Source organism: Micromonospora sp. LOL_023, from assembly GCF_048060115.1.
In the GTDB taxonomy this organism is placed as follows: Bacteria; Actinomycetota; Actinomycetes; order Mycobacteriales; family Micromonosporaceae; genus Micromonospora_E.
Genome location: NZ_JBHMIM010000063.1, coordinates 1 through 19,800, shown reverse-complemented (window position 1 = coordinate 19,800; position 19,800 = coordinate 1). Strand labels below are relative to the sequence as shown.

The window sequence follows — 19,800 nt, the reverse complement described above, 5'->3', positions numbered from 1 at the left end:
CGTCCACGGAAACGACAACGCGTCCAGGCCACGCCAACCGAATCCAGCGGCTTCCGGGTATCCGCCGATGATCCAGCCCGCTTACCTGGAGCGCCGCTGACAGTGGTCCACAGCTTCGCTGCTTCCTCAGCACCACGGCTGGCGCGCTCACCGTTGGACGGTCCGCTCACGCCCGATGGCCGCCTCAATGGACTCCTTCAATCGACTGATCTCTTCGTTGGTCCGGCACCGGAAGGACGTCGACAGCGAGTCTTCCATATGCGGCCGGCCGCCAAGGAATAAGCCGCGTTGCTCGGGCACCGGCGACTGGCCATCGACAATAATCTGGATATAGCCGTGGTTCCAGCGTGTAGCAGGTTTAACAACGACCGCGTCGATATGATCGATAGTTACGGCGCGACGACCCTTCATCTGAGGACCAAAGCCGTCCTTGACGATTGTGACGACGTGGCCGTCGAACTCCACACGTCCCAGCAAACCCTTTACGACCATCGGCTCGACAGATGAGTCGAGAACCGGGACCGGTGTGAGCACCTGTTGTGCCGCAGGCTGGCGCTCCGGCTCTATGGCGACGATGAGGGGACCATGGACTGACGGCTCGAGTTCTGGAGCCGCCTGCAAGTTGCCGATGTCTGCCACGACAGAGGTCACCAGCGCCAGGACATCGTCGACCGTAGCCGGTCGCTGGGTCGGGTCGTCGCGAGTCATCACCTCGACCACGGTCTGCCAGGATGTCTCCACTGGTATCAGCGGCCGGTTGGCTCGCGGCCACTGCTTCGTGCAAGCCCAGCCGATGAGCTGTCCGAGGCTGTAGATGTCGGCTTGCGGGCCGGCTCCGTGGGCATCGTCGGACAACTCCGGCGCGGCGAAGCCCTCGGTGCCGTAAAGCACGCCGACCTGGGTGCGCCCGGGATGACTGGTCCGGCCCCGCGGCCGTCGACCCAGTCCCCAATCGGCGACGGCCCAGATTCCGTCGATCCTCAAGATGTTGGCCGGCTTCAGATCACGGTGAACCCAACCATCCTTGTGTGGCTGCCGAAGGCCCTCGCAAATCGCATTGACGAGTTCGAGAAGACCCAGCGGACTCTCAAACTCGTCGAGGGTCTCGGCCGCAGTATCCGATGCCAGGGGCATTAGGAGCCAACCGGCGGCTGGGTCGAAGTCAAGGACCGGTACGACGTGAGCGTTATCGCCGAAGCGTTGCCCTGCCTCGACCTCGCGACGCATGCGCGCGACGTTCTCCGAATTCTTAATCTTCAGCCTCTTGAACGCTACCCGGGCACCGCTCGCGCGGTGCCGAGCGCTGAAGACCACCGCCTGCCCACCGTCGGCAATTGGTTTGGGATCCAGAGCGTAGTCGCGCCGTTCCCCTCTAGCCGCCAACCGTAGCTGATGAAGGGGCGTCGCCATGCCTACCTCGGCAGGCTGGGCCTGGTGTGGAAGCGTCGCTTTGAGGATCACCGGTCGAGGAAGCTGAAGATCGTTGCCGCGGACGTCGCCGAGGATGTAGACATACCTGCTTAGGGCCACTGCCATGCCCTGAATCTTGTTCAGGCGCAACCGCGCCAGCAGTTCGGTACTCCGGCCGAGAACCTCGGTGCGAAAGATCGTTACGCCCACGCCACTGCCACTTGCCGATCCGGTGAGAACCGTCCAGGCGTTCAGCGCGATCACGTGGTTGGGGTACGACTGCTCCGATCTGACCTGGTCGACAGACCGCACGGCGCTGCTGCGGCAGAGATCAACGACACCACTGTTGCCGCCGGCCGCCAGATAGAAGCTACGGCCATGCAGCCACGTCACGCCGTGAACGCTCGCGTTGAAGCCGACCGCGTACGTTTGCTGCCGACCGAACTGGTCTCCGACGCGCGTCAGCGACAGTGTGACGGAGCCCTCGCCAAACTCCACGCCGGTCCCCGACAACACCCACGCATCGCCCTCACGATCCGCACACAGGCCAACAGCGCCGCGGAGACCACCGGCGATCGGGACAACCTTCTCGTCGCAGTAAGCGATGACGGTGTCATGACAGATCACCAGCACCGACCCGTCCCCCCGCACGAGAGGGGAACCGCGTAGCCCTCGCATCGCCAGGAACCAGGTTCCGGTACCACGCCGTACATCAACCTCAATCAACCCATCCGCAGTGGTGAGCAGCAACCTCCGGTCATCTATGACCGCCATGCCCGTCATCTCCGGCCAGCCCGGCCGGCCTCCGAGAACTTGACGGGCCCGCACGTCGCCCTCGACCCTGTCCACCAGTTCCCACGGCGGAGGTACACGATCGGGCGGCGCGAACTGTAGGCAGGGCGCCGGCTGCTGGATTGTGAGGAACCGGGTCAGGGACATGTAGGGCTGAGCTTCGAAGGTCGCCTGTTGGGCGGCAGCTTCCAGCAGCTCTACCGGGTTGACGAGCCCGCCAAGCATCGCCTCAAGATGGTGTCGATCGAGCAGCATCACATCATCGCTTACCTCGACCGACTCCGCATCGAAGCCTTGCATGGACAGCACTGCCGGTCGCAGCCTCGCTGTTGCCCGCGTTCCCACCATGGCGACATGAGCTGCAGTCAGGGGCTCATCGATACCAGCGATCTCCATCGAAATGTTCATCGAGGGCAGCGGCACGGCGACAGTCCTGGTCGAGGTCAGGACGCCCGGCCGAGACCGACGCGCCTTCACCTCGTAACGGCTCAGGACCCCTACGACCAGATCAGACAGCCGGTCGACGCGATCCAGCTCAGTCGCTGCGCCATCAAGGAGCGCACCATACGCAGCGATCAGTTCATTCGTATGCGCATCCGCCACCCGCGACCTCCCTCGGCGTCGCGAAGATTGTCCATCACACCACTCTGCGTCAGCGTGCCGGCTTGGTCACCGAGGTGGACTCGCTACACGCTTGCCGCTGATTCCAAGGAACCCGACGTTCTGATGGAGTTCCTTGGAAGGGCGCCTGCCCGTGGCGGCGTGTGGAGAGTCCATCTATCCGGTGGCGCGACGCCCCGTCCCGCCCATGCCAGCCCGGTCCATCGGCTCCCGAGCGCCCGGGGAGCACCCGGTGGGCCGTGCGGCGTACGACAAAAACCCCGACCGGGCGGGAAACGCCTGGTCGGGGCCTTGGTGTCTGGTACGCCGCGTAGGACTTGAACCTACAACCCGCGGATTAAGAGCCAGCGTCGATCGACGCTTCCCGTCCGTCCGGGTCCCACCGGTCCACGTCGCGCCGGATTTCATCCGGTTCCAGCGGACGAACGTGCCGCACGATCCAGCCGACGTCGGTCCGGTACACGGCCTCCGAGCACCCGACGAGCACCAAGACCGGCACCCAAGGATTGTTTAGCTACCCGGCTGACCCAAGCGTCACCCGGTCAAGCCGTCTGCTCGTGGTACCGGGGGTCGGGAACGCGTTCGTAGAGTAGGTCCTCAGCATCGAGCATCTCGCGCTCGACAGCCTCGGTGAGGTTCCGGTTGTCGATGAGCACCCCGAATTCGACATTGCCGTGCTCGGCGGTCCAGGAGAAGTTCGCGCTCGTCACCAGCAGGAAGCGATGATCGATGGCGATGAACTTAGCGTGGTTGCGGACCATGGTGCCTTTGAACTCCTTTGTTCGCAGCACGGTTGCCGGGTGAAGGTGGCTGGCTACCTCGGCGGTGGTCGGGGTCGAGCGGCTCACGCTGTGATCCGCGGCTGCGGCATCCACGTATACCCGCACGGCCAGCTCCGGTCGCAACGCAGCGCGCCTCAGCGTCACCCAGAGCGCGGACGAGCGCTGGAAGTTGAAGGTGGAGCAGGTCACCGATCGCCGAGCGCCATCGACGAAGTGGCTGACCGAACTGGTGAGCGGGCCGCGCTGGGCGACGTGGCCGGGCATCGTCCAAAGCGCACTCACTGTGCTCGGTGCCGTACGCGCCCCTTCGATCGCCCGTAGGACAGCAATCAGGGAGGCTGTTGAAGCCTTCTCCGCTAAGGACCGGGCGGGGGCCCTGCGTGCGGCCGGGATGGCCTTAAGCGCGACGGTCAGGGTGTCGCCGTCGGCCAGCCGGTCCGCGACCTGTTTTGCCTCGGTGCCGGTGAGCAGCTCACCCAGGCGTCGGGCGGCGGAGGCGTCAATCAATTTGTCCGAAGAAACCAACGCCGCTCCCTGGGAGGTCGACAAGCAGACGCCGGTCCAGGAAGCGGTTGGCGCGTTCGCAGGAGGTCTCGGACGCCATGACGCAACAGTGGCAGGCTGCGCCGTGGAGGAAGTCCTCGGGGTCGTCGGGCTGGCGCATCGCGCAGATCGGGTCCGAGGAGCACCGCGTCGCGCGGTAGAGCGCGTTGGCCACGACTCGTTGAAGACGGGCGGGTTCGCTTTGCTGGACGAGTCCGCCGAGGGTGCCGTCGCTGTCGGATGCCGTGGTGCAGATCAGCAGGCCGGCCGCTGCCTCCCGGTTGTCCGTTTCCGGCCAGGCGTAGAGGCGTTCGCTTAGGCTCGCGGCGGAGTAGCCGCTGGTCATTGCGAGTTCCCGGATGAGGATGTGGGCCAGCGTGTGCACCAGCCAGTACCGTGGCGGTCTGAGACGCGAGTCAGCATTGACGGACTCGGCGGTCTCAGAGAAGCGCCTCTCGAAGTTGCGTTTGTGGGCTTCGCGGTGGGCGTTCCACAGCTCCGTCGCGTGGATCCGTTTCTCCCAGGAGGCGACGGCCTGCTCATCGAGCTGGAGGAAGATGCCTTCGCCGCGGTCCTCGGTGGCGACTGTCCAGGCCGGGCGTGGGGCACGGGTTAGTGGGGCGAGGCGCTGGGGTAGGTCGCCGACTCGGTCCATGTCGTCGATGCGGGTGAAACCCACGAGAGCGTTTACCTTCCGTAGCCGTTCGACGGCCAGCACCCGGACGATCTCGGGCCGCAAGTCGGCATCGCGGTCTCGTTTGGACAAGGTAAGTCCACTTGCCTCGTCCTCGTGGCGCAGGCCGAGTGGATCCTTTTGCAGGTAGCGCCATTCGGGGACGAGTAGATCCACCGGATCCCAGTCGCGAATCCACGCCTCCTGCTCCTCGGCCGACTCCGGAGGCGTCAGTGCAGCGGTGACAGCCGCGCTTACCTGATCGTCGGACAGTTCGGAGATGTCGACCTTGCCGTCGAGCACGTCACGGAGCGTTTCGAGGTCGTCGTGGTACCTGGTGAGCTTGTCGCCGAGCGCGACGCGGATTTGATTGGCGAGGTCGCTGGTGCGTTCCTGCTGGGACTCCGGCATCACGATGATCGACTGAGTCGCGGGGAACCAGAGGTTCGACGCGCCGACGAGCATGAGCCGGGTCTTGTTGCGGCACCGGTTCGGCTCGAACGCGTCAAGGTGCGGATGACGGCCTCGGCAGTCCGGCAGCTTGCTGCGCCCGGCTTCACCCTGGGCTTCGTTCATCGGCCGGCGCTGCTCACAGGATTCGCAGTGGATGACTGCTGATGCGCCCTTGCCTGCGGTCCGGTCGACCATCTTCAGTATTGGAAACTCTGCCTCTGGACACGCCTTGCCGTGATGCACCCACAGGTCGTATGGGAACTCGTCGAGGTGACCGTCGACGCAGGCGAGCAGGTACCGCGCAGGTACGGCGGTGCGCCTGGTCGCTTTGCGGCTGGCACTGCCCTTGCGTCCGGTGCACTTGGCGTGCTCGAAGCACGCCAGGTCGGTCCGGAACGGGTGGGTGTTGGTGTAAGAGAATTGCGAGAGCAGTCCGAGCATGTCGCAACCGGTGCACCGTAGCCATTGGGGGAAGACCCGTGCGGGAACGCCGAGGTCATTACCCTCAGTAGAGAGGCTTATCCTTTTCGGTTGCCATGGATGGGGGCGTAACTGCACGTCCCGTGAGCGCAGGAGCCTGGCGACGACCTCACGCAGCCGCGGAGCGCGAATCTGCGGAATCCCGTCGCGGCGACGCCAGATCCGGTCCCAGTCGTCGAGCCCAGTGGGCATGATCGTGAACTGGGGTAGGTCCATGATCGAACCGGGGCCATAGGTGTAGAGCAGCGACGACGGGCGGCCGGAACCAACCTTGGCGCGGTTGTGCTTGGTCGCCTTTTCAGCTTCCTTCTCCGCATCACCCAGCGGATCGACGGCGTTCGCGGCGTCGTAGACGAACCTGGCCTTGTCCGTCATGACGCTCCGTTCACCTCGGGCAGCTCCCATGTTGGGGCACCCGGTGGGGCAATGTAGAACAGGTTTTCCTTGATCGGACTCACCAGCAGGTTGATCTCCGGCTGTACCTCGCGCATGGAGTTGGCAACCACGAACGGCGGCGCGTCCCTCCCGCTGGCACGGGACTTGGCGTTCTCCGCACTCATCATCAGCGTGTCCTGCCGGCTGCCGTCGGCGACCTTCTCGTACACCAACGACTTGCGCAGGTCGGCCAGGTACTTGCGGCGCTTGTCCCACTGGTCGAGCCGGTTGAGTAGCCGCTGCCGTGCCCGATCTGCCGAGTCCTCGTCCGAGGCGTCCAGCACCCGGTCGACCAGCGCGTCGATCAGCTCGACAGCAAAGGTGCGCTGGCCGTCGATCCGGCCGGCGCTGTGCTCCGGCGAGAGCCCTTGCGACTCGGCGGCCTGCACCACCCGCGCAGCGCTGACCAGGACCCCATCGAGCCCTCGTTCCAGCGACGTCATCGAGAACGGGGTGACAGACAACGCCTCGACCTGGGCGTAAAAGGTCTCGTGGTAGTGGCGGAACTGCTCGAAGTGGGCCAAGTCACGGGGCCGTGCCCAGTTGCCCAGCGAGACCACCAGGCCCGGCCTGGCCGGGTCACGTCCGACCCGGGAGGACGCCTGAATGTACTCCGCAGTGTTCTTCGGCTGACCGACGACCAGCATGAGCCCGAGCCTGGCCACGTCCACACCGACCTGAAGCATCGACGTGGCCAGGACAGCATCGTAGGGACTCACGTCCCGGGCCGGCACCGGCTGATGCGCCTGCCGCAATGCCCGTAGCTCCCGCTTGCCAACGGTGGAGTCGAATCGCGCGGAGAACGGCACCGCCATCTGGTCCAGGGTGGCGGTGATATCGGCGCTGGAGACCCGAGAGGTGAGCTCGGCGACGTTCAGCGACCCGAAGTCCGTCCCGGTCCGGCTCGGCAGCAACGACCAAGGCCGCCTCTTGGCCAGCGCCGTCTGGATGTCGTCGCCCATGTACCTGGCCATTCCAGCCAGTTCTCGCGTGGCGCTGAAATAGCCGACCAGCGTCATGTACGGGTCAGCGACGTCACCGCACCGGTCCAGCAGCAACTGCGCACCCGCCATCAGCACCTCGGCGACCCGGATCTCAGCGGTCGTCAGGCGGACCCCTGTGGTGGACAGCCCGACATAGCGCCGACCCGGGAACTCCTCCGAGATTTCCTCCTCCTTGGAGAAGAACGTCGTGCCGGCGTCAAGCACCTGCGGTGGGAAGATCGTGACGTCTCGGCCGTACAGCGAGCGGACCTGGTCCGGGGCGTTGCGCGCGGTCGCCGTGGAAGCCACCACCAACGGCCGCACCCGATCACCGGCCGTCGTCCGCCAACTGGCCATTACGTCGATGGCCACCTCGAACAACCCGACCGTCGTCCCGAGAGCACCAGTGATCAGGTGCAGCTCGTCCTGAATGATGAGGTCGGGTGGCCTCAACCGTGGTGACGGGCGTACGGCCGCCTGCGGAAAACCGTCCTTGGTCTTGGGATGTTTGCTGCCCACGCTAATGTCACAGTGCCGGTAGTCGGCGTGCACGAAGCCGTGCCGCCCGCAGTGCCGCGATACGTAACCGAACAGCGACGCCGCCTCACCCTCCCGAGCCAGGCGGGCGAACTTGTCTACCGTGGCGATGAGGAAGGCGGGGGCGAGCCGGTAAATCTCCTCGTCCACAGTGAGGACCGGCAGACCGTCCGGCACCTCGCCACCGTCGGCGAACGGGCAGGACGCCAGGTCGTCGCCGCAGTACACGAACACCCGGCGAATCCCCTCGACAGCCCGCATGTTGCGGGCGCTGATCCGGCTGCCGCACCAGGGACACCGCTGAATTTGCAGCACTGTCAGCCGGTACCCGCTGCCCTTATTGGCCCGGTTGAGCTGCATTTCGGCCTCGTCGTACCGCTTCGGGCTGACATCCGTGCCCACCCACAGCCCGATCCGGAACGGCTCGGTGCCCCACGTCGCCTCGTCCTCCAGGCGAACTCGTTCCGCGGCGCACACCAGCGTCGTGGCGCGCTGGAACTGCTGCGCGGTGAGCAGCCGCAGCGTATACCGCATAAGCACGGCGACACCGCGCCCGCCGTCCAGCGACCCGTCGGAGGTATCGATAATGCCTTGCCGTCGGCGGATAGCGAACGTGTATGCGGCCAAACCCAGGTACGCCTCGGTCTTGCCGCCACCTGTCGGGAAGAACAACAGCTGCGCCTTGGCGAGATCCCCGGAACGTCGCGGTGCCGCCGGATCGCTCAACAACGGAAGCTGCATTAACACGAACGCGAGCTGGAAGGTACGCCACGAGTGCGCCTTCGGCCCCTCGGCGAGCACTGCCGCACGCGCCTGCTCGATGCTCTCCTTCGGGTTCTTTGCCCGACGCGCGGCCACCTGCGACTGAACCCGCTGGTCGGCCATCACCCGATTCATGAACCGGAAGCACCGCAACGCCTCGGGATCACCGAGCAGATGCTCCAGCCCTTCGGCAAGCTGCTGCTGAACCCTGCCCCCCTCCCGGACCGCGTCCAGCCCTTCGCCACGCAGATGCTCCGGAAGCGCCTCGGCGGCCGCTTTCTGACCTTCCAGCCAGCTCGCGTAGCCGTTCACAATCGGCTCCAGGCCGGCCCGCAGCTCCTCCTCGCTCGCGGACTCTAGACGCTTCATGTCCAACAGCGCCGTACCGATCTCCTCGGCGGTGGTCTGCGGCGTCTGACACGTCGGCAACCACGTCGTCCATACCGCGCGTGCCCTCCGCGCGCCATTGTCCACGTCCCAGTCGACCGAGCAGGTCCGACCCACGGCGAACTCCAGCCGGTCCCGATACTGCAACCGCAGCCGGCGCAGCTCGTCGTCACGCTCCGGACGCGTATCGGTCAACGGATCCGTGACCGGCAGAAACACGTCCTCGCCGCCCGCCTCGACCCGCAACTCGGTCTGGAAAAGCCAGGCGTTCACCGGGATCTTGCGCGGGGTTACCTGGTCATTGCACAACGCAATTTCGATGAGTCGGCAACTGCGCTCCGGATCGTCGTGGCGATCGATCCGAAGGACCACCTTGTCCTTCAACAGGACCGTCGTGGTCTTCCCCGGCATGAGGTCGGCTACGGCGATCTTCGCCGGGATGTCGACGGGGGTGCGCTTGTAACTCCGCATCCCGGCCTTGCCGTCCTCGACCTTCTCCTTGATCGGCTCATAGACACCCCACGACGCGGTCACCGTGAACTCCGTAACGCCCATGGGAAGCTGACAGCGCAGACCCATAGAGGCGGGAATCATCAGCCCACGCTTCTGCGGCTCGTCTTCCACCGCATCCTCGTCGGCGCCCGCACCGCTCTCCTCGACCGCAGTGACCGGCACCCCGCGGCTCTCCCGGGCGTCGAGGGCGTCACCGACATCGGTGACGGCGTCGTCGGACTCCGCGTCCTTCGGATCTTCATTTCCGGACTTGAGTCGCACCGGAGCAATCCGACCGACCAAATACACGACGTCCGGTGAGGCATCCAAGATCTCGTTGGGACCGTTCGCCGGGCCGAGCAGCTCACGTTCGAGAATGTCGACTAGGTCCTCGCGTGCAGTCCACGACCGTCCATCCGGCTCATATTTGAGCCGATACTGCCGTTCCCTTGTAGCCTTCTGCGGGGCGGTCACTCTTCGCCCCTTTCTTCGTCTTCATCCTCGGCGGGCGACGGCGCTTCACCCTGAGCCGCCGCACGTCGGTGGTTCTCCTCCAACAGCCGATCCAAGATCTCGACTCTCGCCTCTGGACTAACGGTCCACCGGGTCATCTGACGCCAGGTGTGGAAGCCGTGATCTAGCGCGACATTGTTCCACCCGTAGGCGTCCATCACAGCGTGGTCTAGCTCAATGTGGATTTCGCGCAGTCGAGCAACATCGCGGTCGGCCGAGTCGGGCGTATCTGGATCATTGACTAAACCGTAAAGCTCAGTGAGTCCCACCTCTCGTCGAGTCTGGATCTCCCGCCTGACGACGTCTAGCCTGAGCCCAATTTCGTCGAGTCGATCACTCTGCTCTGGACGCGGGAAGGTGTCGAAGCATGTGGACGGCGTGTAGGTGGGGTCGATGCGCATCGTCGTTCCATGCTTAATCGCCCAAAGTTGGTGCAGGCTGGACGACAGCACCGCCTGGTCCGAGTGTGAATCGGTTGCGAAAACCACAACCTTCTCATGGAATACCCGATCATTGGCTACGCGAGCAGGCATGACGGTCTTACTTACTCGCGCGATCACCAAAACCTCTCGCAGGCCCGCTATGGCCTTCCGCATGGCCGGTCGCGGACGAAGGAAGGTCCACCAAGGAGCCTCCCTAACAGGCTTCGCTTTTTTGGCGCGCTCAGGCAAAACCCGCTCTCGAACCCTATCGAACGGTTCGGAGAATTTGGAGGCGCAGATTTCGCAGCGACCCGTGAAGTCAATGACCCAGCGAGAGGCTGACAGGTCGAACCTGGAATTGAGGTCTTCTCCACTAAGGTATGGAATAAGGACATCGGAGTTCGCCGGATTCGTGGCAATCCATGCTTCTGCTTCGTGGGGTTCCAGAACGAAACCCATGCCAAGTACGATACATCCCTGGTAGGAGATCCCCACATTCTCCGTCAACCTCGTGACTGCGCCGTCAACTCTTCCGACGGCCTCCAGGAACGAGGAAATCCTATGCACTGCAATCCCGTCGGCGATTCTTGGCAGGTCGGTCGGAACGGGTCGCCGGGTTCCCCATGCCGCCGCGTATTCGAGGTTGGCGCTCGCTGCGGGCCAGGATTCACTTTGGATTGCCCGTGTAATCGTGAACCCGCTAGCGACCATGCGGTCAAGGCCGATTCTTCGGGTTGCGCCCTGCCAAACAGAGTTGGTAGCAATCAGACCGAGGTTACCATTTTCGGTCAATAGGGAAACGGCTCTAAGGAGGAAATATCCGACGAGGTCAGCACTCCCTCTTGTGCCGTTGGCTAGGACATTTACGAACCAGTCGCGAATGTTGGTTCCCGTGGTCCCGGTGAGCTTCTGGCCGCCGAGGAATGGTGGGTTGCCGACGATGGCGTCGAAGCCGCCGCGTTCCATGACGTCGGGTACGGCGAGGATCCAATGCAATGGCTTCCAGCGCTCGTAATCGGTCTCCACCGTCGGGGTGAGGCCGGCGTCAAGGATCTTGTCGAGCACGGTGCGGTCCGGTGTGCCGCCAGAGCCAGGGTAGGCCTGCTCGATGGCGATGAGAAGGTTCTCGTACGCCTCGCGCAGTGCCCTTCCTGGCTTGCCGCCGAGCCGTAGTCCGGTGGCGACCACGGCATCGGCGATGTCGGTGAGCTGTGCCGTGAGTTGTTGATAGTCGCGCCACTGGCGGCGTTTGGTTGTTGCCGAGCGCTGCGGGTCGCTGTCGTCTACCTCAGTGGCGAGCTTCTGGCGCAGTCGGGCTGCTTTGCGGAGGATCCCGTCGATGTCGAGGTCGAGCAGGCTCGGCTGATGAGGTGCGGTGTCGGGGTTGATGTGTTTGTGCTTGAGCTGCCGGGCGTTGGTGAGGCCGAGCAGGGCGTTGCCGTGCAGGATCTTGTCGTCGACGAAGGAGAATGGCAGCTTCGGGTCGAGTGATACCAGCCAGAGCGAGAGCTTGCACATCTCGACTGCCATCACGTTGATGTCGGCGCCATATAGGCAGGTTGCCACGATCGTGCGGATGGCGTGGGTCTGCTGTTCGTGCGGCGTGCCGACCGCGACGCCCTCACTGCGCCATGCCTCGACGAGGCGGGCGGCGAGGAAGCGGGCGGCGGCGACGAGGAACGCACCGGAACCGCAGGCGATGTCAGCGACCTTGAGGTCGAGGATACGGTCCGACGATACCGGTACCCAGCCGTCGACCTGCTGGTGTGGTCCCGGGTCGTAGACGAGCGGTTCGAGGGCGTAGTGGACGACCTCTTCGGCGAGAGCGCGCGGGGTGTAGTGGGCGCCTGCCGTCGCCCGCGACGGGGTTTCGACGACGAGGACGCCGCCGGGAACGACGACGAGAGGGCGGTTACGCAGGTCGCGGCGGAGGATGCCGATAAAGGGGCGGAGCCGGTCGCGTAGATGCTCGTCGGTCGTGACCGCGCGCAGCGCGCGTTCGGCGTCCTCGACCTTCGCGCTGTCCCGGATCGCTTTCTTAAGTGCGGACTTGGACGGTGCGGTGGCCGCCGGCTGGTTTTCCTTGACCCACGCGAGGATGGAGTCGGACAGGGCGGCGTCGGTCTGCGTCTCGGCGGCGAGTGTTTCGAGCTGGGCGAGGGGGATCTCGGGTTCTTCGCCCTCCTTGCCGATAAGGCCGACGACGACCTCGTCGACCTGCGTGCTGGAGTAACCGAGCAGGCCCTCGTAGATGTAGCCGATCTGCTCGACGTCGATGTCGCGGAAAGAGATCCTGCGGGCCGGCTGCCCCTTGAGCTTGGCGACCTGGACGGCGTCCAGGACCTCCAGCATCACCCGGTCACTGACGGTGATGGCGAGAGTGCCGCGGTCGTTGCGGGCGGTGAGGAAAGGGAAGCGGCTCGGGTCGAACAATGACCCGCCGTACGAGGGCAGGCGGATGTCTTCGAACGACGAGCCGTGAAACAGCGCCTGTGAGGTGGCCAGGAGCCGGTGCCAGGTGAGGTAGGTGGCGTCCAGTGCCTCGGTGCCTTCCTCACGGGCGCGGGCATCGAGGGCGTCCAGTTCTCCGCTGACGCCGTAGCCTGCGGCGAACAGCCGTCCCTGGGGCAGCAGGCCGCGTTCCTCGGCGAAGAGCAGGAACACCACCCGCATCATTACCGTGACGGCCGCCTCATATACGTGAGCGCGGTTGTCCGGCAGCGGATCGGGATCGGCGTCGAGGGCTGCTTCCGACAGGGCTTGGACGAGTAGTTCGACGGCGCGGCGGACCTGGGTGCCGAGCGCCTCGGTGACCTCTTCGGCGGCGGCGACGGATTGGCCGAACAGCTCGGTGAGCCGGTCTTGCGGTTTGCCGCCGACGAGTCGGCGGCGCTGGAGCAACTCGATGAATGCGTTGCGGGTTTGGGGTTCCTCGATCCAGGTCTGGGCGTCCACGATGCCTGAGGCGACCATGGTCTTCTCGCGGGCGCTGACGATCGCCCACCAACGGCCGTCGGTGACAACACCGATGGGAACCTTCGCCGTGCGCAGCAGTTCTTCCATGCGATCGATCGGGGTGGCGGCCCAGCCGTCGTTGAGCGGGTCGCGCAGGGAATCGACCGGGTCGGTGATGAGGACCAGCGCGCCGGTCAGGTCGCCGTGGACGAGGGCGCCGTTGGGTTGTACGGTCACGGCGTGATTCGGTGAGCGCACGCTCGCGATGCCAGTGTCGGTGCGGTAGGTGTCGCCCCAGCCGAGGATGTCGCGCACCACGACGTCCACCCAGGTGTCGCGGGCTTGGCGGTAGAGATCCAAGGCGGCGTCCCCGGGCTGCTTGTCCCAGTTCTCCCATGCCTTCTCAAACGCCGGCTTGGCATCCTTCAGTGCGGCGAGCGCGTTGCGTTCCAGCTGCGGCATGCCCTGCGGCCAGACTCGCCGCAGCGCCGGCACGGCCAGGAACGGACCGTCTGTGTCGACCAGCTCCAGCCACCCGCGGTGCAGATCGGCAGCGGTCGGTGCGTGCTTGCGGATCATGCCGCGACCCTCCCCGCTTCGGCATCGGCCAGGGTCAGCGCGAAGACGACTGCGGCAGCTGACACGTGCGGCTTGATGTCGCGGTATCGCTCACGGATGCTGGCGATCTCACGCTGTTCCTCATCGTCCAGGCTCGCCAACCGGTCCTCCATCGCGCGTAGGTCGCGGCGTCGCTGGGCCTGCTGATCGTCGGTGAACAGGAGTTCTTCCTGGCTGCGGATCTCGGCGGTCAGCCGGTCGCGGGACTCTTGCAGGTTCGTCCGGAACGCGCCGAAGATTTCCCGTGCTCGGGTGACGTCGGAGTCCCGGCGTGCCTGTAGCGCCTCGGTGACCTTCTCCTGCCGGCTCGCGGCCTTGCGGGCCATCGCGGTCAGCAGACGGGCGCGCAGCCGGGAGTCCTCGGCGTTCCACAGGTCCGCAAGTGCGGCGCGTACGGGTTCATCGGCCAGGGCAAGGTCGTGCGTGTCGAGTGTCTCGTCGAGAACCTGCTCTACCTTGGCCTCGGCCATCGCCTGGCCGTGGACCCGGACGCCGGTGAGGAACACCTCCTCGTGCAGGCGCAGGCCGCCCCGGCCGACGAGAACCAGGCGGGACACCGCGGCGACACAAGACTGTGGCAGGCCGTCGACGATGACGGCGGTGACCCGGTGGACAGGGGAGTCGACGCTGAACAGCGCGCTGCGCAGCACACGTGCCGAACGTTGCATCAGAGCGTGCCCGAGGTGGATGTGGACCAACTCCTTGTGGCGACCCTGCGCGGCCTTGTCGTCGAACGTGATCGGGCGGGGCACGCCGGGCTCGCTGCGGGTGTCCAGGCCACGTAACGCCGACTGCCATGCCGAGCCGAGGTTGGGTACGCGGAAAACCTCGGCGTCGAGGTCCTGGGCGAAGCTGTCGTCCAGTACTAGCGGCGGCTGCGCGGTGAGGGTCAGCGCGGTGTCGACGACCCGGCGGGCGTTTGCGGCCGTCAGGTGCATCTCCGCCTTGCGGACGTCGTAATTGCGGGACAGCTCGGTCAGCTGACGGTTGAGCGTGATGCCGCCGGCGAGAGCGCGGGTGATCACCGAGTTCCCGTCGTCAGGAGCAGGCGGCCTGCCTCTGCGGCCGGCCGCAGGCGGATTGAAGTGGTCCTGTACGGCGGCGGCGATCACCTGGTTGACCGAGCCCAGGTCAGCCGCGACCGTGCCGACCTTCTTGGCGATGTGCTCGATCAGGAAGTTCATGTCCCGCGCGTACGGGGTCTCGGTCGAGTCCGGCACCAACTGGTAGATCTCCGGGGTGTGGTTCTGGCCGTATCGGTCGATGCGGCCGATCCGCTGCTCCAGGCGCGACGGGTTGAACGGGATGTCGAAGTTGACCAGCCGGTGGCAGTGGTCCTGCAGATCGATGCCTTCGCCGGCCGAGTCGGTGGCGACCAGCACTCGGACCGGGTACCTGGCGGGGTCCTTGGTGAACTGGTCGCGGATCAGTTCCCGCTCGTCTGCCGGCGTAGAGCCCTGGATAGTGGCTAGGACATCGCGGTAGCCGCGCTGCGCCAGCACGCGGGCGATCCAGTCCAGCGTGGCGGCGTACTCGGTGAAGACGACGACCCGCTCGTTAGTGAACGTCTTGCCGTCGGGGCGGCAGATCGCGTTGAGGAAGCTGATCAGCGCGTCCAAGCGGGAATCCGGGCGGTTCTCGTAGCGGCGGCCCCAGTCGATGAGCTTGTCGATCTCGTCGTTGGTTGCCGTCACGAGCGCATGGGAACCCTTGCTCTGCCGCAAGGTGGTGAACTCGGGATGCTCGATGTCGCCCTCCTCCTCGTCGGACTGTCCGCTACCGAGCACCTCCTGGTAGTACTGCTCCTCGTCCTCAATAGCCAGCCGGCCGCCGTCAGCCGCCTCCTCGTACAGCTCCAGCGTTCGGGCGAACGCCCAAGGGCTGGACAGGAACCGTTTCTTCAGCAGCATGGCCACGATGCCGCCGGCACCCGATTTGCCGTTGGCGCGAGCGCTGTCAGCGATTATCCGAGCGAGGGTGCTGAACTGCCGCTGCTCCTCATCGCTCGGCGTGAAGACAATTGGTCGGAGCACTCGCTGGTGGAAGCCCTTCTCCGGCAGGTCGGTCTTCAGCCGGCGGACCGCGATGTCGCGCAGCGCACGTTCGTCGAGGTTGGCGCCCCGGGTGAATCTGCGCCCGTCGATCATCTCCAACAGCGCCGTGAACGACTCCGAGTACCCGTTGTGCGGTGTGGCACTGAGGAAGAGCCGGTGCTCACATCTCTCGGCGAGTGCTTTGGTCGCCGTCGTGCGGTGGCTGTCCACGGCGTAGCCGCGCCGGCCGGACGCGGTAGTGGGGCTGGCGGGTGCGACGTGGTGCGCCTCGTCCACCACCAGGACGTCGAAGGAGAAGCGCCGGGCGGTGGCCGTGTCCGCCACGTCGGCGTACACGTCGCGCAGTAGCCGCTGTGCCCGCAGACTGGGTAGCCACGACATGCTGACGATGACCCGGGGGAATAGCCGGAAGGGGTTAGCGTTCAGTCCGTGGCTGCGTCGGACGGTCGCCATCAGGTCGCTGTTGACGATGACGAAGTCGAGACCGAACTTCTCGCGCATCTCGTCCTGCCATTTCAGGGCGAGGCTTGGTGGGCACACGATGATCACGGTGCGGGCTCGGTGACGCAGCAACAGCTCCTGGATGACCAGGCCGGCCTCGATCGTCTTGCCCAGGCCCACGTCGTCGGCGAGCAGCAGGTTGGTGCGCGACGACTGAAGTGCGCGCCGCAGCGGCTCCAGTTGGTATGCCTCGACGTTGGCGCCGCTGCGGAATGGAGCTTGGTAAGAGTTGGCGTCCGCAGAGGTGACCGCGCCCCACCGCACCGCGTCGACGAACGCGGCGAGCGTGTTCGGGTCGTCGAAGGCCTCCGGGCTGATGGCCTCGGGGAGACCTTGATCTGGTGCGACCGTGTGGCCTACCTCCAGCTCCCAGACGACCGAGAGCTCCTGGCCGAGGCGGTCCTCCTCCAGCGACTGCAGCACCACCACATGCGTCAGGCCGGCTGCGCCCTCGTCGGCGGGGCTGCGGGGCAGACCCTGCGGGCGCACCTCGACCACGGCCCAGGTAGAGCCGCGTACGGTAACCACTTGGCCCGACTCAGGCAAGAGCGGCACGGCGAATCCGGGCTCATTGCCGGTCCGCGGGTTCGCCATGATCGTCACGTCAGTGTCTTCCCCTCGTTGGTCACCGTCCGCCATTCTCCACAGGCCTTGCGATTTTCGCAAGGTCGTGGATAGGCTTGGTGTCGTGTCAAGCGTCGTCGAGCGAGTCCTGGGTCTGATCGAGGCATCCGGGATGAGCCGTCGCGCCTTCGGGCAGCGCATCGGCCTCGACGAATCGAAGATGTCGAAGTCCCTCAGCGGTGCGCGCCGGTTCTCCTCGGTCGATCTCGCCCGCATCGCGGAGCTATGCCAGGTCACCGTGGACTGGCTCATCACGGGTGACGAGCCACCGCTGGCGATGGCCGCGCGAACCACCGGCGGCAGCGCCACCACCGCGATTACCGCCGCGCGACGGTACAGCACGTTGCGCGCCGACATGGCCTCGCTCGGCTACCCGCAGCCCTGGCGACCGCTGACCGGCGGGCCCAAGGGTGGTGGGTACGCGGACCAAGGGCGCCGGCTCGCGCAGGAAGCCCTCACGCGCGTCACACAGGCGGGTCGGTCGGTCGCGACCGGCAACCTGGCCGACGTGATCGAGGTGGTCTTCGGCGCCGACGTCGCCGTCGTCGAACTCGGCCCGGGATTCGACGGCCTGGCGACCTCGTCCGAGCACGTCAAGCTCGTCGTCCTGGCCACCTCGCACGTGCCCACCCGGCAACGGTTCACCCTCGCCCACGAGCTGGCCCACTTGCTCACCGACGACGACCAGGACGTCCACCTCGACCGGGACGTCTACGACAAGTCGCAGGCCAAGGACCCGAGCGAGATGCGGGCCAACGCCTTCGCCGCCGCCTTCCTCATGCCCGAGGACATACTCCGCCGCGCCGCCGGCACCACCGGCTTCACCGACGACACGTTCGCCGCACTCGCCTGCGACCTGATCGTGACGCCGACCGCATTGGCGTACCGGCTACTGCAGCTGCGGCTCATCGACGCGGGCACCTGCGACCGCTTCAAGTCCCTCACCGCCGCCAAGGCCGCGCACGCAGCCGGCCGGGGCGAGGCGTTCGCACACCTGGTCACCGAAGCGGCCCGACCACGCCCACCCGGGCTTCTCGTCCGCGACACCTACGCCGCCTACGAAGCCGGCGCGGCGACCCTGCGCCCCTACGCAAGCCTGCTCGGAGTCGAGGTCGACCAACTCAGGCGCGAGATCGAGTTGGAGCACGGAACTCACGATGCCCCATGACCGAGTTCCTGTTTCCGGACAACACCGTCCTGTGCAACTTCGCCGCCGTGGACCGGCTCGACCTGCTCAAGGCGGTTCTCGACGGACGGGGCCGCTGGACCGCAGCGGTCGCCTACGAGGCAAGCCAATCGGCGAACGTCCTTCCCGCCCTGCACCGGCTCGCCTCGGACGGCTGGCTGGGCGAGGCGATCGAGATCACCGACGAGTCCGACATCAAGCAAGTTAGCCGCATCCGACGCGCCGTGTTCGGCGGCACAGACGACAAGCCTCTCCAGCACCTCGGTGAAGCGGAGACCTGCCACGTGATCGAGCACTGGCCGGAATTCGCCGGCTCGTGGTGGATCTCCGACGACCAGGAGGCCCTGCGATTTGCCCGCTTCCGCGGAATCACCACGCGCGAAACGATCGACCTCGTCGCCGTCGCGGTCATCAACGGTGACCTGCTCACCCGCGAGGGCTTCGAGCTGATGCAGGCGATGTCCCAGCAAGGGCGGTACCTCCGGCTGCCCGCCTCGGCAGCCGATCTCACCCGCTGACAACGGCCGGTTACCGTACGAGTGCGGAAGCGCATGGGAGGGGATGAAGTGGACGAGCTCTTCGACCTCGCCGGCGGCACCGCCGTGTCCGGGTCACCGGCTTCGGCGGAACTCTCAGTCTTCGACCGCACCTTCCCGGCGCGGGTCGCGGTGCTCATGCGATCCCGCCCGATCACCGAGACGATCGTCGCCGCGAACCGGCAGGGCTGGCCGGCGGCCACCTATGACGTCGCGACGTTCGCCCTCGCCGCCATTGATCTGGTCATTGCCCAGCAGGGCTTCGCGGAGGAAGCCACTTACGACGACGTCGTGGACGGCCTCACCACGCTCGCCCGCCGTACCGCACCGGAGCGGCCCGCATCGGAACACCGCCGCGTCGGCGAGTACACCGTCGACGCCCTCCTGAACCGGGGCGAGCGCGAGGCGCCGTTCACCTACCGGATCAGCGACTTCACCGACGAGGCCCGGACCCACCAGCGGCGGCAGGTGCAGTTCCGGCTGCTGATCGAGCGAGAGGACCCGGTGCGCGGCGAGGTCGTCCTCAACGCCACCCGCGACGCGATCAACGCGCTGGTCGGTGGACTGGAATTCGACGTCGAAGACGAGCAGGTCGCCAACGAGGTGCTACTAGAACGGCAGCTGGCCAAAGGAGCGTTCGACGCCGCGGAACGCGCCGCGGTCCGAGCTCGGCTGCTGTCGGTCTCGCTCGCCGAGGACCTCCGCGAGCTGATCAAGAACACCCGCCGGGACCTGCGTGCCGTCATCCAGGAGTGGGCAACAGTCGTTCCGCAACGCCTGGCCACGGCCCGGGAACACATCGCCGGCCGGATGGAGGCCGAGCATCGCCTGCTCGCCAAGGTCCGCGAGTCGCTGGAATCCGACGACCAGCAGGTGACCATGGCGGCAGCCCGGATCGCCGCGCTGCTCACCGAATGTTCCCGTCGGCACGACGCGCTGCACCGGCAGGTCATCGCCGCTCGCAGTGTGTTCCTAGACGAGTAGTTCCGATGTCCGGTCAGTGGTCGTAGGCGATCAGGGACCGGGTGACGGGTGCGCCGG

The 19,800-nt window shown here is 66.0% G+C and carries 9 protein-coding genes; 3 read left to right on the top strand and 6 right to left on the bottom strand.

All coding sequences use genetic code 11. From position 1 onward, the window contains the following. Positions 1-147 precede the first annotated feature (147 nt). The 6 genes from ACFHVL_RS26170 to drmD all read right to left on the bottom strand — a co-directional run bounded on the left by ACFHVL_RS26170 (position 148) and on the right by drmD (position 16,968). A complete protein-coding gene (locus ACFHVL_RS26170; protein ID WP_416631097.1) occupies positions 148-2,805 on the bottom strand; it encodes a protein kinase domain-containing protein in 2,658 nt (885 codons plus the stop codon). Positions 2,806-3,365: 560 nt separating this feature from the next. Beyond that, positions 3,366-4,130: a DISARM system phospholipase D-like protein DrmC gene (gene drmC, locus ACFHVL_RS26165; RefSeq protein WP_416631096.1), complete on the bottom strand. Its 765-nt coding sequence runs from the start codon at positions 4,128-4,130 to the stop codon at positions 3,366-3,368. After that, positions 4,105-6,129, bottom strand: coding sequence for a DrmB family protein (gene drmB, locus ACFHVL_RS26160; protein WP_416631095.1), 2,025 nt, complete (start codon positions 6,127-6,129; stop codon positions 4,105-4,107). Before drmB ends, drmC begins: the two co-directional genes overlap by 26 nt. Beyond that, positions 6,126-9,824 (bottom strand): DISARM system helicase DrmA, encoded by a 3,699-nt coding sequence (drmA, locus tag ACFHVL_RS26155; protein ID WP_416631094.1) that lies wholly within the window; start codon positions 9,822-9,824, stop codon positions 6,126-6,128. The genes drmB and drmA overlap by 4 nt, the downstream gene beginning before the upstream one ends. After that, entirely contained in the window at positions 9,821-13,819 is a 3,999-nt protein-coding gene (locus tag ACFHVL_RS26150) for an Eco57I restriction-modification methylase domain-containing protein (RefSeq protein WP_416631093.1), read from the bottom strand. Before ACFHVL_RS26150 ends, drmA begins: the two co-directional genes overlap by 4 nt. Beyond that, positions 13,816-16,968, bottom strand: a complete 3,153-nt coding sequence (drmD, locus tag ACFHVL_RS26145) for a DISARM system SNF2-like helicase DrmD (protein WP_416631092.1) — start codon at positions 16,966-16,968, stop codon at positions 13,816-13,818. Before drmD ends, ACFHVL_RS26150 begins: the two co-directional genes overlap by 4 nt. A gap of 133 nt (positions 16,969-17,101) precedes the next feature. On the opposite strand from drmD, the gene ACFHVL_RS26140 reads away from it, so the two are divergent. From ACFHVL_RS26140 to ACFHVL_RS26130, 3 genes are read left to right on the top strand one after another with little or no spacing between them, the layout of a single operon-like run. Continuing rightward, entirely contained in the window at positions 17,102-18,205 is a 1,104-nt protein-coding gene (locus ACFHVL_RS26140; protein ID WP_416631091.1) for a helix-turn-helix domain-containing protein, read from the top strand. Continuing rightward, the gene (locus ACFHVL_RS26135; protein ID WP_416631090.1) at positions 18,202-18,741 is read left to right on the top strand and encodes a hypothetical protein; all 540 of its coding nucleotides are present in this window, start codon (positions 18,202-18,204) and stop codon (positions 18,739-18,741) included. Before ACFHVL_RS26140 ends, ACFHVL_RS26135 begins: the two co-directional genes overlap by 4 nt. A 48-nt stretch (positions 18,742-18,789) precedes the next feature. Further along, positions 18,790-19,743, top strand: a complete 954-nt coding sequence (locus tag ACFHVL_RS26130; protein WP_416631089.1) for a hypothetical protein — start codon at positions 18,790-18,792, stop codon at positions 19,741-19,743. Positions 19,744-19,800: the final 57 nt, after the last annotated feature.